Annotated in this window: 11 protein-coding genes and 1 riboswitch; of the genes, 6 read left to right on the forward strand and 5 right to left on the reverse strand. The window is 74.2% G+C overall.

All coding sequences use genetic code 11. The annotated features are described in order from the left end of the window. Positions 1-50 precede the first annotated feature (50 nt). Positions 51-196, forward strand: a riboswitch (cyclic di-AMP (ydaO/yuaA leader). Together O7542_RS09415 and O7542_RS09420 are read left to right on the forward strand one after the other, a co-directional pair. Then, a complete protein-coding gene (locus O7542_RS09415) occupies positions 195-839 on the forward strand; it encodes a transglycosylase family protein (protein WP_069088616.1) in 645 nt (214 codons plus the stop codon). It overlaps the preceding riboswitch by 2 nt. A gap of 183 nt (positions 840-1,022) precedes the next feature. After that, complete coding sequence (locus O7542_RS09420; RefSeq protein ID WP_043323797.1) at positions 1,023-1,472, forward strand: YbaB/EbfC family nucleoid-associated protein; 450 nt, start codon at positions 1,023-1,025, stop codon at positions 1,470-1,472. 134 nt (positions 1,473-1,606) lie between these two features. Here the strand turns inward: O7542_RS09420 and O7542_RS09425 are convergent, their stop codons facing one another. From O7542_RS09425 to O7542_RS09440, 4 genes are all read right to left on the reverse strand, one after another. After that, the gene (locus tag O7542_RS09425; RefSeq protein WP_281606045.1) at positions 1,607-3,670 is read right to left on the reverse strand and encodes a M4 family metallopeptidase; all 2,064 of its coding nucleotides are present in this window, start codon (positions 3,668-3,670) and stop codon (positions 1,607-1,609) included. A gap of 404 nt (positions 3,671-4,074) precedes the next feature. Next, complete coding sequence (locus O7542_RS09430; RefSeq protein ID WP_281606046.1) at positions 4,075-6,393, reverse strand: transglycosylase domain-containing protein; 2,319 nt, start codon at positions 6,391-6,393, stop codon at positions 4,075-4,077. Positions 6,394-6,585: 192 nt separating this feature from the next. Continuing rightward, the gene (locus O7542_RS09435) at positions 6,586-7,251 is read right to left on the reverse strand and encodes a hypothetical protein (protein ID WP_281606047.1); all 666 of its coding nucleotides are present in this window, start codon (positions 7,249-7,251) and stop codon (positions 6,586-6,588) included. Positions 7,252-7,381: 130 nt separating this feature from the next. Next, positions 7,382-8,524: a hypothetical protein gene (locus O7542_RS09440; RefSeq protein WP_281606048.1), complete on the reverse strand. Its 1,143-nt coding sequence runs from the start codon at positions 8,522-8,524 to the stop codon at positions 7,382-7,384. Between the two features lie 152 nt (positions 8,525-8,676). Here O7542_RS09440 and O7542_RS09445 point away from each other — a divergent pair, with 152 nt between their 5' ends. The 4 genes from O7542_RS09445 (at position 8,677) to O7542_RS09460 (ending at position 14,275) form a co-directional block, all read left to right on the forward strand. Then, complete coding sequence (locus O7542_RS09445) at positions 8,677-9,612, forward strand: diacylglycerol kinase family protein (RefSeq protein WP_069088619.1); 936 nt, start codon at positions 8,677-8,679, stop codon at positions 9,610-9,612. Between the two features lie 29 nt (positions 9,613-9,641). Beyond that, entirely contained in the window at positions 9,642-10,412 is a 771-nt protein-coding gene (locus tag O7542_RS09450; RefSeq protein ID WP_281606049.1) for a nucleotidyltransferase domain-containing protein, read from the forward strand. A gap of 36 nt (positions 10,413-10,448) precedes the next feature. Continuing rightward, positions 10,449-13,244 (forward strand): FAD-binding and (Fe-S)-binding domain-containing protein, encoded by a 2,796-nt coding sequence (locus O7542_RS09455; protein WP_064446483.1) that lies wholly within the window; start codon positions 10,449-10,451, stop codon positions 13,242-13,244. A 164-nt stretch (positions 13,245-13,408) separates the two neighbouring features. Further along, on the forward strand, positions 13,409-14,275 hold the full coding sequence (locus O7542_RS09460; RefSeq protein WP_043323809.1) for an SDR family NAD(P)-dependent oxidoreductase: 867 nt from the start codon (positions 13,409-13,411) through the stop codon (positions 14,273-14,275). Positions 14,276-14,380: 105 nt separating this feature from the next. Here O7542_RS09460 and O7542_RS09465 read toward each other — a convergent pair whose 3' ends face one another. Then, the gene (locus O7542_RS09465) at positions 14,381-17,365 is read right to left on the reverse strand and encodes a glycosyl hydrolase (RefSeq protein ID WP_281606050.1); all 2,985 of its coding nucleotides are present in this window, start codon (positions 17,363-17,365) and stop codon (positions 14,381-14,383) included. Positions 17,366-17,511: the final 146 nt, after the last annotated feature.

The following is a 17,511-nucleotide window of genomic DNA, read 5'->3' on the forward strand; positions in this document are numbered from 1 at the left end:
TTCGTTCGCATTCGCGGGCACCGCGGGCCGGAAACGCCAAATCCCGCCGCCGGCCCCGGTAACCGAACCTCGTGCGGGAGCGGGGGAACCACACGTTCCACGGTGCATCGTCACCTCGGGGTGAAGCCGCCACCGGCGGCCGGGCTCCTCGGCCCGAACCCGACAGCTCACCTCGTCGGCGTGGAGGAATCCACATGGCAACTGCATACTCGGCCCGAAGCCGCCGTACCGCTCTCGGTGCGGTGGTGACCGGCGCCGCCGTCGGCGTCGCGACCCTGTTCGGCCCGGCCGCACCGGCCAGCGCGGGCGTCAACTGGGACGCGGTCGCGCGCTGCGAGTCCGGCGGCAACTGGAAGATCAACACCGGCAACGGCTACTACGGCGGGCTCCAGTTCTCCCGCGCCACCTGGAACGGCTACGGCGGCCAGAAGTACGCCGCCCGCGCCGACCTGGCCAGCCGGTCCGAGCAGATCGCCGTCGCGGAGAAGGTGTTGCGCGGCCAGGGCATCGGCGCGTGGCCGGTCTGCGGCAAGAAGGGCGGCTCGGCGAACGCCGCGGCGACCCGGTCCGAGCGGGCGGCCCCGAAGAAGGCCACCTCGAAGAAGTCCGCCCCGAAGCGGGCCGCCACGCGCAAGACCGCGCCGGAGCGGGCCGCGACGACTGCGGCGCCGCAGCCGTCGGCCGGGACGTACGTGGTCCGGCGCGGGGACACGCTGTCGGAGATCGCCGTGGCGCAGCGCGTCGACGGCGGCTGGCGTGCCCTGCACGAGCGCAACCGGGCAGTGGTCGGCGACGACCCCGGCCTGATCTTCCCCGGTCAGCGGCTGCGTCTGCGCTGATCTGGTCCGGACGCCCGGCCGGTTCGACCCGGCCGGGCGTCCGGCCGCCCGCGACACGCCGCGCCGCCGGTGTCCGGCCTGCTCGCGGCGCCGGACGCCACCCGTGACGGCCGCTGACCGCGATTCGTCGGAGCCGGTTGCTAGGGTCACGATGATCGGCTCAGACGTGAAGAAAGCGCGGAAATGACCAACGATCCGTTCTCGGCGGCCGCGAGCATCGACGAACTGCTGACCCGCACGCAGCAGGCGCTCACCGCGATGCGCTCCCGGGCCTCGGAGCACGCCGACGGCGAGCCGGGCGACCTGCTGCGCGCCGAGGGCACCGCAGCCGACGGCCGAGTCCGCGCGGTCGCCGTTCAGGGCGGCCGGCTGGATTCCGTGACGATCGACCCGGACTTGGCCGGCGAGCCCCTCGACGTCCTCTGCGGACATGTCACCGCCGCCGCCAACGCCGCGCTGTCCGAGCTGGACGCCCGGGTCAGCGCGTCGGCGCGGGCCGACGCCGACGCGCTCGCCGCCCGGCTCGGCAGCATGGGTGACCAGGCCGAGCTGTTCGGTCGCGCGATGCACGAGGCGGCCGCGCGGATCCACCGCGACCGCGGCACGGCGTCCCAGGCCGGGCGTCCGGCCTGACCTGACCGCACACGGCCCGGCACGACGCGGCGCCGCCCCGGCACGCGGCGGCGGCCACGCGCGACGCGGCACCGCCCGGCACGACGAGGCGGCCGGCCGCCGGGAGGACGACGACCGGCCGCGCTACGCCACGGTCAGCTCAGGGTGACCGCGGTGTCGTCGACGACGAAGGACGTCTGCAGTGAGCTGTCCTCCACGCCGCTGAACGAGATGGTCGCCGTGGTGCCTGCGAGCGACGAGATGTCGAAGGACCGCTGCACGTAGCCGGTGGCCTTGTTCAGGTTGGAGTAGGTGGCCAGCGTGGTGCTGCCGGCCTTGACGGTGAGCTTGTCGTACGCGGTGCCGGTGGTCGTCTCCGCGCTGTCGATGTGCAGCCAGAAGCTGAACGTCGCGCGGCATCCGGCCGGGATCGTCACCGACTGACTGAGCGTGTCGGTGTGCGACGAGCCGTACCCGTCCAGCCACGCCTTGTACGAGCCGCCGTGCGCGGCCTGGCCGCTGTCGGTGGTGATGACGCCGGACGAGGCGCTCCAGCTCACGTTGCCCGACTCGAAGCCGGGGTTGGCGAGCTTGTTGCCGGAGCAGCCGCCCGACGGCGGGGTGGTCGTGGTGCTCGGTGTGGGCGTCGGGGTGCCACCGGCGCAGGTCGGCTCACCCGACTGGGCCGGCACGCTGACCGCCGCCCAGGCCGCCTTGACCGCGTTGAACTCGGTGCAGCTGCTCGGGTAGAGGTTCTTCGCCGCCTGCAACGTCCAGACGCGGTACTTCAGGTAGGACGAGGACGACGTCTTCAGCAGCATGGCGTTGTACATGATCTTGATGGCCTTCTGGATGCCCAGGCCGCTCACGCTGCTGCTGTTGCAGGTCGAGCTGGACGGCTGCCCGTTGGTCGGGCTGCTGCCGTTGGCCAGCAGGTAGAACCAGTGGTTGCCGGGCCCGGCCGCGGCGTGCACCTCGGTCGACGGGATGCTGCTCGAGTAGCAGTTCGGGTCGCCGAGCGCCGACGGGTTGTACATGTTGCGGATCGGGCCGGAGCCGACCAGGTTGATCTTCTCGCCGACCAGGAAGTCCGGCGCGTCGTAGCTGGACGGCTCGTTGGCGAACCACTCGGTGGCCGCGCCGAACGTGTCCGCCACGAACTCCTGCGTGCCGCCGCCGGAGATGCCGCCGGGGGTGTTGTCGTCGATGCCGTGGCCGATCTCGTGCGCCACCACGTCCAGCGAGCCGATCCACTGACCGGCGGTGTTCTTGCCGATCTGCACCTGGCTGCCGTCGTAGTAGGCGTTCTGGTCGTTGAGGCCCACCCGGATCGGCCAGTAGCCGCCGTTGCCGTTGGCGCCGTTGCGGCCCAGCCACTGGGCGAGCATCTTGTGCTCGGTCTGCGCGGAGAACAGCGCGTCCACGCAGCCGGTCTCCTTGTTCGTGGCGGTGCCGTTGCCCCACACGTCGTCGGAGCCGCTGAACGTGGTGTTGTTCGCCGCGTCCTGGCAGCTCAGGTTCGTGACGGTCGGGTCCTTCATGGTGTACGTGGAGCCCGACTGGGTGGTGTTGAGCGTGAGCGGGCTGGGCCCGTTCCAGGCGCCGGTGCCGGTGCCGCGTACCACGTGCTCCTGCTTGCGCAGGACCGCGCCGGTACGGGCGTCGACGTCGACGGTGAGCCGGCTCGGGCCGTCCGCGCTGGTGCCACGTACCGTGGTCTCCCAGGCCAGCGCCGGTGCGGCGCCGAGCGTGTAGACGACGAGCGTGGTGCCCTCGACGGCGCTGACGGTCTTGAGCTGGGCGCGCGCCGTGGCCGCGGCGGCGGCCTGGGTCAGCGCGGGCGTGGTGGCGAGGGCGCCGATCGGCCGCTGCTGGGCGACCGAGGCGTACTTGAGGTTGCCGGCGGAGTCGGTGGCCAGCACGAAGTCGCCGCCGACCACGGGCAGGCCCTTGTAGGTGCGCTCGTACGGCACGTACTGGGTGCCCTCGGAGGAGATGACCGGCTTCTGGACGAACGCGTCGTCGGAACCGGCCTGGAGGTAGGCGGGGCGGTTCGCGACCAGCGCGCGGGTCGAGTCGGCGGCGGCCGCTCGGGCCTGGGCCGGGTTGGGGGCGGCGGGCCCGGGTGGCGCGGCCTGCACGGCCGCGGCGGTGCCGGCGGCGATGACGCCGGCCGCCGCCGCGCCGGTGAGCGCGGCGAGGCGAGGTGAGAGTTTCACGGAGGTTTGCTCCTGTTCTACAGGCGCGCCGCACGAGCCCGGTGGGGACGGGCGGCGCGGTGGTGCGAGGCAGGGTGACGGCCGGTCACCGGAGCTGCCGGCGTGGCTCCGGGTCGACAGATCGACCGTCGCGATTCGCCGGGGGTCGGCGGTTCGCTGGTGCACAATCACACGCCGCGCGAGCCGTGAGCAATGGGTGACCTGGGCAACGGCTGGCAGTCGGGCGTGTCGCCGCGCGTGTCGTCCCAGGCAACCATGATCTTCAATAGGCCCTGATCAGGGCGAACATTGCCGACAGTGGATGGGGGCCCGTGCAAATTGCGGACGTTGCCTATGTGCGCGAATGGCGCACATAGACGCGAGGACGCCGCCGCACGCGGGCCGCCACCGCGCGGCCGGGTGCGTCAGCGCGGGCCGCGGGTCCGCGTCGGCGTGATCGTGGGCGGCGGTGGCAGCGTGGGCGTCAGCGTGGGCCGCGACGTCGGCCGCCCGGTCGGCTCCGGGCTCGGGCTGGGGCTCGACGGGGTCGGGCTCGGGCTCGGGGAGTCCGACGGTGTGGGCGCGGCGGTGGACGGCGGCGGTGCCGACGCGGTCGGCTCCGGGGTGTCGCCGGGAAACTTCGGCTCACCGAAGCGGTACTTGCCCGGGTCGAGCTTCATCGCCTCGGTGGCCTTTGTCATGAACTGCCGCCAGATCGGCGCGGCGCCGGTCGAGCCGTACACGTCGTAGCTGCCGTCGCTGGTCCGCAGCGGCTTGCCGTCGGTGGTGCCCAGCCACACGGCCGAGGCCAGCGCGCCGGTCCAGCCCACCATCCAGGTGTGCACGTTCTGTGTGGTGCTCTTCCCGGCCTGCCAGGTGCCGGTCTTGCCGGCGGAGTCCCAGCCGTTGTCCAGCTTGGCCGCCCGGACCCGGCGCAGCGTCCAGTCCAGCTGGTCGACGGCCTCCCGGTCCAGCCCGAGGTCGGTGGTGCGCAGCTGCTCGGTCCACACCTCCTCGTCGTCCTTGCTCACCGACCGGACGAAGTGGGCGTCGGCGCGCTGGCCGCCGGCCGCGAACGTGGCCATCCCGTTCGCGTGGTCCTGCACGGTGATGCCGTACTGCCCGATGCCGACCTCGGTGGAGAACCGCTTCGCCACCTCGTTGGCGGGGTCGCTGCGCAGGTCGACGCGCTGCGGCCGGGGGTTGCCCCGGACCGTCTCCCACATCGACTCCACGCCCGCCTGCCGGGCCATCTCGATCACCTTGTCCGTGCCGAGCCGCTCGGTCAGCTCGAAGTAGGTGACGTTGAGCGAGGCGACGGTGGCCTCCCACAGCGCACAGTCCGGCTGGCAGGGCGCCCGCTCGGCGTTGCGGATCGGCCCGGCCGCGCTGCCCTTGGTGCGCCCCGAGGCGGGGAACTCCTTGGTGTCCGGCGAGTCGAACCGCTCCTTCACCGAGATCCCGTCGCGCACGGCGGCGGCCAGGTCGTACACCTTGAACGACGACCCCGGCGGATGCTGGCCGAAGCCGCGGGCCTGGCCGTCCTCGTCGGAGTACCAGCCCGCGTAGTCCGCGCCCGAGCCCTTGTCGCCGCCGTAGTAGCCGAGCACCCGGCCGGTGCCCGGCTCCACCGCCACCAGCGCCGCCTGCCAGTTCCGCGGCTGCCCGCGCACCGCTCGCGGGGCGGTGTCCCGGCGGATGTCCGCCGCCGCCTCGGCCGCGTCCTGCACGCGCTTGTCGATGGTGGTGACGATGCGGTAGCCGCCGTCCCGGATCACCTCGTCCGGCTTGCCGCGGAACGGCTCGGTCCCGCGCAGCTCGGCCAGCACGTGGTTGACCACCAGGCCGGTCGGCCGGTCCAGGTCGGACCGGCCCGCGTCCTTGTCGATCGGCCGGACCGTGTCCGGGTACGCGAGGTCCGCCGCCTGCTGCGACGTCAGGTAGCCGAGCTTGACCATGCCGTCGCGGATGTAGTTCCACCTGTCGATCGAGTTCTGCTTGGCCAGCGCGTTGCGGCGCGGGTCGTAGCCGGGCGTGCCCTCGGGGTCGGCCGGATCCGCCTCCGGCTGCTTCACCATGGCGCAGAGCACCATCGCCTCGGCCTGGGTGAGCTGCCGCTCGGGTGGGGCGTCCCGGCGGACCGTCTTGCCGAAGTACGTCTGCGCGGCCGCCTCGATCCCGTACGCGCCCCGGCCGAACGGCACGGTGTTCAGGTAGAAGCCGAGGATCTCCTCCTTGGTGTACGCGTCGTCGAGCTTCCACGCGATGACCGCCTCGCGCAGCTTGCGGGAGTAGGTGACGCCGCGCAGGTCGGCGGCGATGCGCGCGTACTGCTGGGTGAGCGTGGAGGCGCCCTGCCGCTGCCCGCCGCTCACGTTGGCCCAGGCGGCGCGCAGCACGCCCTTGAAGTCGATGCCGCGGTTGGTCCAGAAGGTCCGGTCCTCGGCCGCCACGATCGCCTGCTTGGCCGAGTCGTTCATCTGGTCGTACGGCACGATGGTGCGGTTCTGCGCGCCCAGCTTCGCCATCGGCGTGCGCCCGTCGGCGTAGAAGACGGTTGTCGACTCGGGCAGCTTCAGGTCGCTGGGCGTGGGCACGCTGTCGAAGTAGTAGCCGCCCGCGACCAGGCCGCACCCGGCCAGCAGCACGCAGACCGCGAGGACGACCGGCAGGCGCCGCCGCTTGCGCTTCGGGCTCGCGGTCGTGGCGCCGGCCGGCCCCGGGGTCTCTCCCGTTCCTCGCACCGTTACCTCCGGTCGCTCGGCGAAGTCGTGCCCGGCTCGCAGGCTAACCGAGGTAGGGCGCCCGCACCGGCCGACGACGTCGGGGCAACGGATCAACCTCCGGCTCGCCGAGGCCGAGCACAGCGACGTCTGTGTGAAGGCGGCGGGCGGGAGCCGGGGCGGCTGGGTGGCCGCCCCGGCCCGGTCAACCGGTCAGCGCGCCGCCCGGTCGGCGGCCCGGCCGTCGCGGTCCGGGCGGCCGAAGCCGCGGTGACGCACCGGCCAGCGGTCGTTGCCGCCCGCACGGAACGGCGTCGACCGCCACAGCGCCCGCAGCTCGGTGCCGTCCGGGGCCGCGAAGGCCTCCCGTGCGGTGTAGCCGAGCCGCCGCAGCAACTCCTCCTGCTCCCCGGCGCACGGGTGCGCGTAGGTGGGCAGGCTGAGGGTGTCCATCCGGCGCTGCGCCCCGGCGAGCGCCTCCGCCGCACCGCCCCGGGGAGCGGCCAGCAGCGCCAGGTTGTTGTGCGGCTCGACCGGACGCCGGGCGGCGAGCGCGTCACCGAGGCGGCGGAACCGCTCCTCGTCCGGGCCGGCGGCGTCGGCGAGACGATCGGCGTACCGGTGGGGCGTCGGGATCGGCCGGTAGCGGTGGAACCACACGGTGGCGGCGCTGCCGTCGGGCAGCAGGAACGCGTCGCCGAACAGCAGCGCGTGTTCGGTCCAGATCCGCGCCACGGCGGCGAGGACCGGCAAACGGCGCGGCGCGTCGGGGACGAGCCAGGCCGCCAGGGCGGTGGGCATCAGGGCCTCGGCGACGAGATCGGCGATGCGGCCGATGTCGCACCACCGGGCGCGGGCGACGGGCAGGGCTGTGCTCATGAACGAACTCCTGTTTCACAGGCGTGATCGGGTCTGGTGCGGGCGCCGGACGACGGCGCCGCCGCGCAGGCGCGGCAGTCGGGCGGGACACGCCCGTGCTCCGGATCGCATGTGGTCCTGTGAAGTCCGCTCAGGCGGGTCTGGTGCCGGGCCGCGACGTGCGGGAGGCCGGCAGGCGTTCGTGCGACGGGCGCCCGTACTGGTGGGCGAGCGTCGGCAGCCCCCAGCGGCACGCGTCCGCGTCGGCCGCCTCGCTGTGCACCGCGCCGCCGGCATGGCTGGCGCCGTCGTACGGCTGCGGCGCGACGGGGGTCGGGGCGAAGTCGGCCGCCGTGCGGACAGCCTGCGTCGCGCTGCGCGCGGCGGCGCCCCGTTGTTCGACGGCGAAGGCACGCGCCACCGGGCCGGCGGCGACCGTAACGCTGTCGCCCGCGCGGGCCGGCGCAGCCGGGCGGGCCTTCACGGCCGGATCAGCGGTGCCGGCCGGATCAGCCGGACCAGCCGGATCAGCCGGGTCGGCGGGGGCTGTCGGGTCACCGGGGTCGGTCGGGTCAGCGGGGTCGGCCGGGCCCGGCTGCGACGCCGCCGGTGGGTCGAGCAGATCGGTCACCGGGCTGAGCGGGTCGAGCACCGGGTCCAGCGGCGCGACCACCGGTTCCAGGCCCCGCCAGACCGGACCGAGAATCGGGCTCAGCGGCTCCACGACCGGGGACAGCACGTCCGCGACCGGTTCGAGCACGCCCTCCGTGACCGGGCCGGTGAGCGGGCGCAGGGCCTCCGCGACCGGCGTGAGCAGGTGATCGCGTACCGGGTCGGTGGCCGGGCGCAGGCCGTCGGTGACCGGGGTCAGCACGTGGTCGCGGACCGGCGTCACCACCGCCTCGACGACGCGGCCGGTGACCGGCGTCGTGGCGGCCGGGGCCGCCTCCGGGGCCGTCGCCACGGCCTTTCCGGGCGTGGGCGTGCCGGACGTGGGCGTGCCGGGCGCGTCAGCGCTCGGCGCGGTGGCGTCGGCGGCGGGAGCTGTCGTGCCGGATGCCGGCGCGGCGGCGGGTGTGGACTCGACACCGACGGCCCCGGACGCGGGCAGGCCGAGAACCGCGCCGAGTGTGTGGGTCAGAGTCTCCACGGTGGCCGTGAGCGGCGGACGGTCGGCGGCGTGGGCGGCCGAGCCGGCCGCCACCTCGTGCGCGCCCCAGACGGCTGCCACGCCGCCGAGCAGCAAACCGAGGCGCAGCGTGTAGTACGCCACCCACCCGATCCGTCGCGTCATCGCACACCCTCCGGATCCGCGCCCGGCGGCGCGGATCATCGTCCGCACTGTACCGAACGTGGCCGTCCGGGCACAGTACGCCGCGAATCGGTTTCGGGCGCGTCGCGCCGGGCGCAGGCGTGGGACGCGCGCGCTCCGGGTACAGCGGAACCATGAACACGAGCACGGCCGAGCGCCCGGCCACCGCCCCCGCCGCGCCCCCGGCCGGTGTGGTCGCCGTCGTCGCCCATCGGAAGAAGACGTTCGGGGGAGGGCTCGACGAGCTGCGCTCCCGGCTCGTCGCCGCCGGGGTCGGGCGGCTGCTCTGGTACGAGGTGCCGAAGAGCCGCAAGGCGCCCAAGCGGGTCCGCGCGGCGCTGGACTCCGGCGCCGAGCTGGTGCTGGTGTGGGGCGGCGACGGCATGGTGCAGCGGTGCGCCGACGCGCTCGCGGGCAGCGGCGTGCCGATGGGCATCCTGCCGGCCGGCACGGCCAACCTGTTCGCGGTGAACCTGGGCATCCCGGTCGACCTGCCCGAGGCGGTACGGATCGCGCTGCACGGCCGCCGGCGCGAGCTGGACCTGGGCCGGATCAACGGCGAGCACTTCGCGGTGATGGCCGGCGCCGGGTTCGACGGCGACCTGATCCGGGACGCCGACCGGCAGCTCAAGGGCCGGTTCGGCCGGATCGCGTACGTCTGGACCGGGCTGCGGCACGTGCGCGGCGAGTGCGTACGGACCCGGATCCGGGTCGACGGCGCGGACTGGTTCGACGACGAGGCGAGCTGCGTGCTGTTCGGCAACGTCGGCACCATCACCGGCGGCATCCCGGCCTTCGACGACGCCCGTCCGGACGACGGGGCGCTGGAGGTCGGCGTGTCCACCGCCAGCGGCGCGGTGGACTGGGCGCGCACGCTGGGCCGGATGGCCGCCGGGCGCTCCGAGGAGTCGCCGTTCGTGCGGATCACCCGCGGTCGCAAGATCACGGTGCGGTTCGACGCGCCGAAGACGTACGAGCTGGACGGCGGCGCGCGGGGCAAGGCGAAACGGCTCAAGGTGAAGGTGGTCCCGGGCGCGCTGACGGTGTGCTGTCCCGACCCGCCGGACTGACCGCGTTCTGGCCGGGGCAGGATGCCGGCATGCGCGACGACATCCGCGACTACCTGGCCGAACTGGTCCGCCGCTCCCGGGACGTGCTCGGTGACGACCTCGTCGGCGCGTACGCCGCCGGGTCGGTCGGGCTGGGCGCGTACCAGCCGGGGCGCAGCGACGTGGACGTGGCGCTCGTGGCCGCCGGGCCGATGCCGGCGCCGGACAAGCGCCTGCTCGTGGACCGGCTGCGGCACGGGTCGCTGCCCTGCCCGGCGCGCGGCCTGGAACTGGTCGTCTACCGCCGCGACGTGGCCGCCTCCGGCGCCCCGGAGCCCGGCTTCGAGGTCGAGCTGAACACCGGCGCGACAATGCCGTTCCGCGCCACCTACGACCCGGCCGACCGGCCCGCCGCCGACGGGCGGTTCTGGTACGCGCTGGACCGCAGCATCCTGCGCCAGTCCGGCCTGACGCTGCTCGGCCCGCCCGCCGCCGACGTGTTCGCCGACCCGTCGCCGCAGGCGCTGCGGGCGCTGCTGGCCGACGCGCTGCGCTGGTGGCTGGCGCTGCCCACCCCACCCGGCGACGCACCGGCTCCCGGCGCGGAGGACGCGGTGCTCGGCGCCTGCCGCGCGCTGGTGCGCCACCGCGACGGCGTCTGGCTGGGCAAGGTCGACGCCGGGCTGCGGGTGGCCGCCGACGACCCGGACGCCGCGCTGATCCGCGCCTCGATCGAGGCCCGCCGCGGCGGCACGCCGCCGTCCGGACCGGCCGCCCGCGCGTTCCAGCGGCGGGTGCTGGACCGGATCACCGCGGACTGAACCGCGACTACTGTGAGCCGGGGAGGTGCGGTGATCATGACGGAGCTGAGCGCGTCCACGCGGGCCGGACTGGAGTCGGTGGTGCCCGGTGGCGTGGCGACCCGGGCCGCGGACCGGCTGCGGATGGCCCACGACGCCTCGCACTATCTGCTGCACCCCGGCGCGGTGATCACCCCGGCCGACGCCGGTCAGATCGCCGCGCTGCTGGCGCACAGCCGCCGCACCGGCACCCCGCTGACGTTCCGCTCCGGCGGCACCAGCCTCAGCGGCCAGGCCGTCACCGACCGGCTGCTCGTCGACGTGCGACGGCACTTCCGCGACCTCACGGTGCTCGACGACGGGCGGCGGGTGCGGGTCCAACCGGGGGTGGTGCTGCGGCAGGTGAACGCGCGGCTCGCGCCGTACGGCCGCAAGCTCGGCCCCGACCCGGCCAGCGAGTCCGCGTGCACGGTCGGCGGCGTGGTCGCCAACAACTCCAGCGGCATGACCTGCGGAACCGAGTTCAACACGTACCGGACGCTGGAGTCGCTGGTCCTCGTGCTGCCCAGCGGCACCGTGCTGGACACCGGCGCCCCGGACGCAGACGCCCGGCTGCGCGCCGCCGAACCGGCGCTGCACGCCGGGCTGCTGCGGCTGCGCGACCGGGTACGCGGCAATCCCGACTCGGTGCGCCGCATCCGCGCCCAGTACGCCATGAAGAACACCATGGGGTACGGCGTGAACGCGTTCCTCGACCACGACGACCCGGCCGATCTGCTCACCCGGCTCGTGGTGGGCAGCGAGGGCACGCTCGCGTTCGTCGCGTCGGCGACGTTCCGCACCGTACCCGTGCACCGCCATGCCGCGACGGGCCTGCTGGTCTTCGAAACGCTGGGCGCGGCGATGGCCGCGATGCCGGCGCTGGTGGCCGCCGGGCCGGCGGCGGTCGAGCTGCTCGACGCCGCCGCCCTGCGGGTCGCCCAGCGGGACCCGAAGGCGGACGCCACGCTGCGCGGCCTGGCCGTGCGCGGGCACGCCGCGCTGCTCGCCGAGTGGCAGGAGTCCGACGCGGCGGCGCTCGCCGACCGGGTCGCCGACGCCGGACCTGTGCTGGCCGGTCTGCCGCTGAGCGCACCGGCGCGGCTCAGCGGCGAACCGGCCGCCCGGGCCGCGCTGTGGCACATCCGCAAGGGCCTGTACGCGGCGGTGGCCGGCGCGCGCCCGTCCGGCACCACCGCGCTGCTGGAGGACATCGCCGTGCCGGTGGAGGCGCTCGCCGGCACCTGCGCGTCGCTGGCCGAGCTGTTCGAGCGGCACCGGTACGCCGACAGCGTCATCTTCGGCCACGCCAAGGACGGCAACCTGCACTTCATGCTCAACGAGCGCTTCGACGGCGGTGCGGCCCCGGCGCGCTACGCCGACTTCACCGAGGAGATGGTCGACCTGGTGCTCGGCCACGGCGGCACGCTCAAGGCCGAGCACGGCACCGGCCGGGTGATGGCCCCCTACGTGCGCCGCCAGTTCGGCGACGAGCTGTACGAGGTGATGCGCGAGCTGAAGACGCTCTGCGACCCGGACGGCGTGCTCAACCCGGGGGTGCTGCTCAGCGACGACCCGGAGATCCACATGCGGCACCTCAAGACCGTGCCGACGGTGGAGGAGGAGGTCGACCGCTGCGTCGAGTGCGGCTACTGCGAGCCGGTCTGCCCCAGCCGCGACCTCACCACCACGCCCCGGCAGCGCATCGTGCTGCGCCGGGAGATCGCCGCAGCGCAGGCCGCCGGCGACACCGCGCTGGTCCGGGAACTGACCGACGACTACGACTACGACGCGGTGCAGACCTGCGCCGTCGACGGCATGTGCGCGACCGCCTGCCCGGTGCTGATCAACACCGGTGACCTGGTCAAGCGGCTGCGCGCGCAGGAGCACGGCCGGGCGGCGGGGACCGCCTGGCGCGGCGCGGCCCGCCGCTGGGGCGCCACCACCCGGGGCATGGCCCGGGGACTCGATCTGGCCGGGGCGCTGCCGCCCGCGCTGCCCGAGGCCGCCACCCGGGCCGCCCGCGCGGTGCTCGGCGCCGACCGGGTGCCGCAGTGGCAACGGGACCTGCCGCGCGGCGGCACTCCGCGCCGCCCCCACCCGGCCGACGACCCGGACGCGGTGTTCGTGCCGTCCTGCCTGGGCACGCTGTTCGCCCCGGCGCAGGGCGGCACCGGCGTGGCTGCCGCGCTGCTCACGCTCGCCGAGCGGGCCGGCGTACGCCTGCTCGTGCCCGACGGCATCGGCGACCTGTGCTGCGGCACCCCCTGGTCGTCGAAGGGACTCACCGAGGGCTACCGGCAGGTGCGCGACCGCGTCCCGCCGGTGCTGCGCGCCGCCAGCCGCGACGGCGCGCTGCCGGTGGTCAGCGACGCCGCGTCCTGCACCGAGGGCTTCGAGCGGCTGCTCGACGGCGCCGGGGACGTGCGGGTCGTCGACGCCGTCGCGTACACCGCCGGCACGCTGCTGCCCCGGCTGACAGTGCGCCGCCGGATCGGCTCGCTCGCGCTGCACCCGACCTGCTCGTCGGTCCGCCTCGGACTCGACGACGCGCTGCTCACCGTGGCCCGCGCGGTCGCCGACGAGGTGGTCGTCCCGGAGGGCTGGCAGTGCTGCGGCTTCGCCGGGGACCGGGGACTGCTGCACCCGGAGCTGACCGCGTCGGCCACCCGGGCCGAGGCCGCCGCCGTCACGGCACGCGCCTTCGACGGGTACGCCTCGGTGAACCGTACGTGCGAGATCGGGCTGGCGCGGGCGACCGGGCAACCGTACCGGCACGTGCTGGAGTTGCTGGCCGAGGCCACCTCGCCGTAGCGACGTCCGCGGAGTGCCGGCTTTTCGCGTGATCGACACCAGTTCGGGGATGAGGGGAGCGGGCGCCGTGAGCTGGGCTGGCGTACCGAGGGCTTGATCGCGGGCGGGGCGGGGACGGCAGGGCTTACGGTGCGGGAGGGGGAGTCCACGGGAGGGGTGACGCGGTGGCTGCGGGCGTGTTGTCGGGGCGGGTCGCTGTGGTCACCGGCGCGGCGCGGGGGATCGGCCGGGCCGCGGCGGTGGCGCTGGCCGAGTCGGGCGCGGACGTGGCCGGGATGGACGTCGCCGGGCCGGTCAGCCCGATCCTGGACCTCCCGCCCGCCACGCCGGAGGACCTGGCCGAGACCGGGCGCCGGGTGACGGCGGCCGGCGCCCGCTGGTCCGCGCACGTGGCCGACCAGCGCGACATCGGGGCGGTACGCGCGTTTGCCGAGGCGGTCGAGCGGGAGCACGGCGGCGTGGACGTGCTGTTCGCCAACGCCGGCATCCAAGCGTTCGCGCCGCTGCTGGAGATGACCGACCAGCACTGGCACGACCAGATCGACGTGAACCTCACCGGCGCCGCGAACGTGCTGCGGGTGTTCGCGCCACTGCTGGTACGGCGCGGCGGCGGGCGGATCGTCATCACGTCGTCCACCCAGGGACAGCACGGCACCACGAACGGGTCCGCGTACTCGGCGTCCAAGTGGGGGCTCATTGGGCTGATGAAGTCCGCCGCGCTGGAACTCGGGCCGCACGGCGTGACGGTGAACGCGGTGATCCCGGGGCTGGTCGACACCGCGCTGACCCGGCACCGGGACCGTTACGTGCAGGCGCTGGTGGAGGCGGGGAAGTCACCGTCGGGTGACCTGGCCGAGGTGGAGCGGGAAGCGGTCGGGGCGCTGCGGGCGAAGACGCCGCTGGGCGTGCCGTGGGTGGAGCCGGAGGACGTCGCGCCGCTGGTGGTGTTCCTCGCCTCCGACGCGGCGCGCATGGTCAGCGGCACGTCGTTCGCCGCGACAGCGGGCGACAGCGCGCACGTGACCGCCTGATCCCGCCGGGCCGCCGGCGACGGCGGTCGTGGCCGGGGACGCATCGAGCCGGCGCCCCGGCCACGAGGGCCGGGGCGCCGGAGTCGCGCGTTCAGGAGCTTCGGGTCAGGAACCGTACGGCAAGGTGACCGTCGAGCTGTTGCCGACGCCGAGGATCGTGGGCGCGCCGCCGATGGCGTTCCACACCTCGACGCGTACCGTGCCGCCGGACAGATTGCCCAGCGTGCCGGTGGCCGAGAGCAGGCCCTGGGTCTGCCGGTAGCGCTCCGCGCCCGGGATCGGATCGGTGGCGAAGTACCGGTAGGTCTCCACCCGCTCGACGCTGCCGTTGCCGGTCAGGTCGTAGGAGACCCGGATCTGGACGCCGTTGCCGATCGCCGTGCCGGCGTCGACGGCCAGGTCGAAGGCGGTCGCTCCGCCGGTGTACGTGCCGGTCAGCCCGGTGGCCGTGAACACCTGCGGGTTGGTCGGCGTGCCGTCGTGGTTGCCGTTCGCCGCCGCCACGTTCACCGTGCCGGCGGTGCCGGCGTTGCCGTCCAGCCCGCCGCCCGAACGCAGGTACCGGACCGGCTTCAGCGCGCTGCCCGTACCCGTCGGGCTGGGGCTGGCGGAGGTCGGCGTGGGACTCGCGGTGGTGGGGGTGGGGCTGGGCGTCGAGGTCGTCGGCGTGCCGGTCGGCACGGTCCCGCCGCCGGTGGCGTTGCCGCCGCTCCAGGTGTACGCCCCGGACGTGGCGGTCTTGCCGGCCGGCACGGCGAGCGTGACGCCGTTGGAGAACGTGACGGTGAGCGGCCGGGCGGTGATGTTCGACGCCACGTAGGTGCGGACGCCGTTCTTGACGAACACCTTCGCCAGCGGGTGGTTGGCGGTGACCGTGGTGTCCACGGTGCCGAGCGCGGCGAGGTTGCGGATCCAGTGGAACGTGTGCGCCTTGCTCTCGCCCTCCTCGCTGGTGAACCCGCTGTTCGCGCGGAAGTTGCGCAGCGCCTGCTCGCCGTCGCCGAGGGCCAGGAACTCCCAGATGATGTCCTGCCACACCGTCGGCGGGCCGCCCTTGTTGGTGACCAGCTCGGCGTAGTTGGCCTTGACGTACTCGGGGAAGTCGCCCAGGTAGAGGTGACCGCCGGTGATCGGCAGCATGTTGATGCCCTGGATCATCTCCGGCGCCGCGGAGAACCAGGTGGAGTACGACCCGCCGTCGCCCCACACCATGCCGACCGTCTTGTGCCCGAACGCGGCCGGGAAGTTCTGGTCGTACACGTCGAACCAGTACTCGGAGATGGCCGCGGACTGGGTGGTCCACAGGTAGACCCCGGCGTCGCGCACGGCGGTGTCGCCGGTGGCCTGACCCCACTGGATCAGCGCGTTGGCGAAGTTCATCCCCTCCGACGAGGACTCCTGGTTGTTGCCGGCGAAGAACGGCGCCAGCCCGGAGGCCCAGTCGTGCCCGGCGTAGATGTCGAAGTCCCGCAGGTAGGGGAAGCGGCTGTCGGCGCGGTCGTAGTTGTTGGCGTCGCGGATGAGCAGGTCGATCATGCCGCCGTAGCGGCTGTCGTCGGCCCAGCCCGGGTCGAACTTGGCGACCGTGGCGGCGGCGGCGATGAAGTAGCCGTAGTGGAAGTGGTGGTCGTTGAGGTCCTCGTCGGAGCCGTACGAGGCGGGGTAGCCGATGAGCGTGCCCCAGTTGCGGTCGTAGTAGAACAGCTGGCCGGTCTCGCCCGAGCTCGCGGTGAGCCAGTTGGTCAGCCGGTTCTTCATCGCGGTCACCGCCGCGTCGCGGACCGAGGTCTGCCCGAGCTGGTCGGCGATCTCGGCGATCCGGGCGGCCCGGCCGAGTCCCTTGCCGGCCCAGTACGTGTCGGTGCCGCTGACGCCTTCCGGGTTGCCCTGCTCGGCGTTCAGGTAGCCGGTGACGGTGGCCAGGTCGGCGCCGCTGGAGTCGCCGACGGCGGGCACCTCGGGCAGCACGCCGGTGAAGCGCATCGTGGTGGTGAACGACGGCACACCGGTGAGCACCCGCATGGCGCCGCGCGCCGAGACGTACGTCGGGGTGATCGGGGTGGCGCCGGTGAGGCTGCGCCACTGGTGCGGGTAGAGCGCCACCACGGTCTTCGTCTCGCTGCCCTCGCGGGGCGTGGTGGTGAACGCGTACGTGGTGCGCACCGTTCCCGCCGACGGGTCGTACGTGTAGCTCATCCGGGTGCCGGTGACGTGGGCGTGGGCGTACCGGCCGTAGGTGTCGGCCAGGGCGGCCCGGTCACCGCCGCCGGGCAGCACCGCCACCGAGAAGTACCCCTTGCCGGCCAGCGTCGAGCTGATGCCGGCGCCGTTGACGGTCCAGGTCGCGCCGGTGGGGGCGTACGCGACGTAGTCGTGGCCGTTGACCGTGAAGCCGATGGTGGCGCCGGAGTTGCGCCACACGGTGGGTGTCGCGGTGGCGGTGAGCTGCGCGGTGCCGCCGCTGACCGTGTAGTAGCTGAACGGCAGCCCGTGGCCGATGGTGGCGCGCATGGTGCGGCTGCCGTCGCTCCAGTCGGCGGTGACCGTCCAGTCGCTCCAGCCGGCGGCCTTGACCACCGGCGCCGACAGTCCGGGCATCCCGACGCGGACGTCCTCGCCGTACGGGTAGTGGAACTCGCCGACGCCGGTCGCGGTGCCGCTGATGGCGGGCGTGGTGGTGTACGACAGGCCGAGCCCGTTGTTCTCGGCCTTGAACGCCAGCGGGTGGGCGTGCAGGTTCTCGCTGCCGGCGCAGTTGTTGCGCTTCCAGATCAGCGACGACCACCAGTCGTTCGTGGGGATGGCGCCGGCGGGCGCGTCGGCGGTGGTGAAGATGCGCGGGTTGGTGCTGATCGCGCCGCAGCCCTTGGGCAGCAGGGCGCCGGGCGGCAGCGTCTCGGTGTAGCTGCCCGCGCCGACGGCGCCGGCGGTGGCGGTGCCGCCGCCGCCGACCACGGCGCCCAGCAGGCCGGCGGCCAGCACGGACGCGGCGACGAGGGCGGTCGCCCGCAGACCGCGACGGCGGGCCGGGGACGGGACGGGCGCGGTCGGGGGTACGGGGTCGGGAGAGAAGTCCCGCAGGAGGGTCATGGAGGTCCCCTTCACGAGGAGAAGGCGGGGTACGGAGTGGTGGTGCAGCAGTCGTGAGAGCGCTCTCTTGAGAAGGGACAGTAAGGTTCGGGTTACGGATCCGTCAATGTCTTGTTACCGAAGAGAGCGCTCTCCCGCGCACGCGG

The organism is Micromonospora sp. WMMC264, from assembly GCF_027497275.1.
GTDB lineage: Bacteria > Actinomycetota > Actinomycetes > Mycobacteriales > Micromonosporaceae > Micromonospora > Micromonospora chalcea.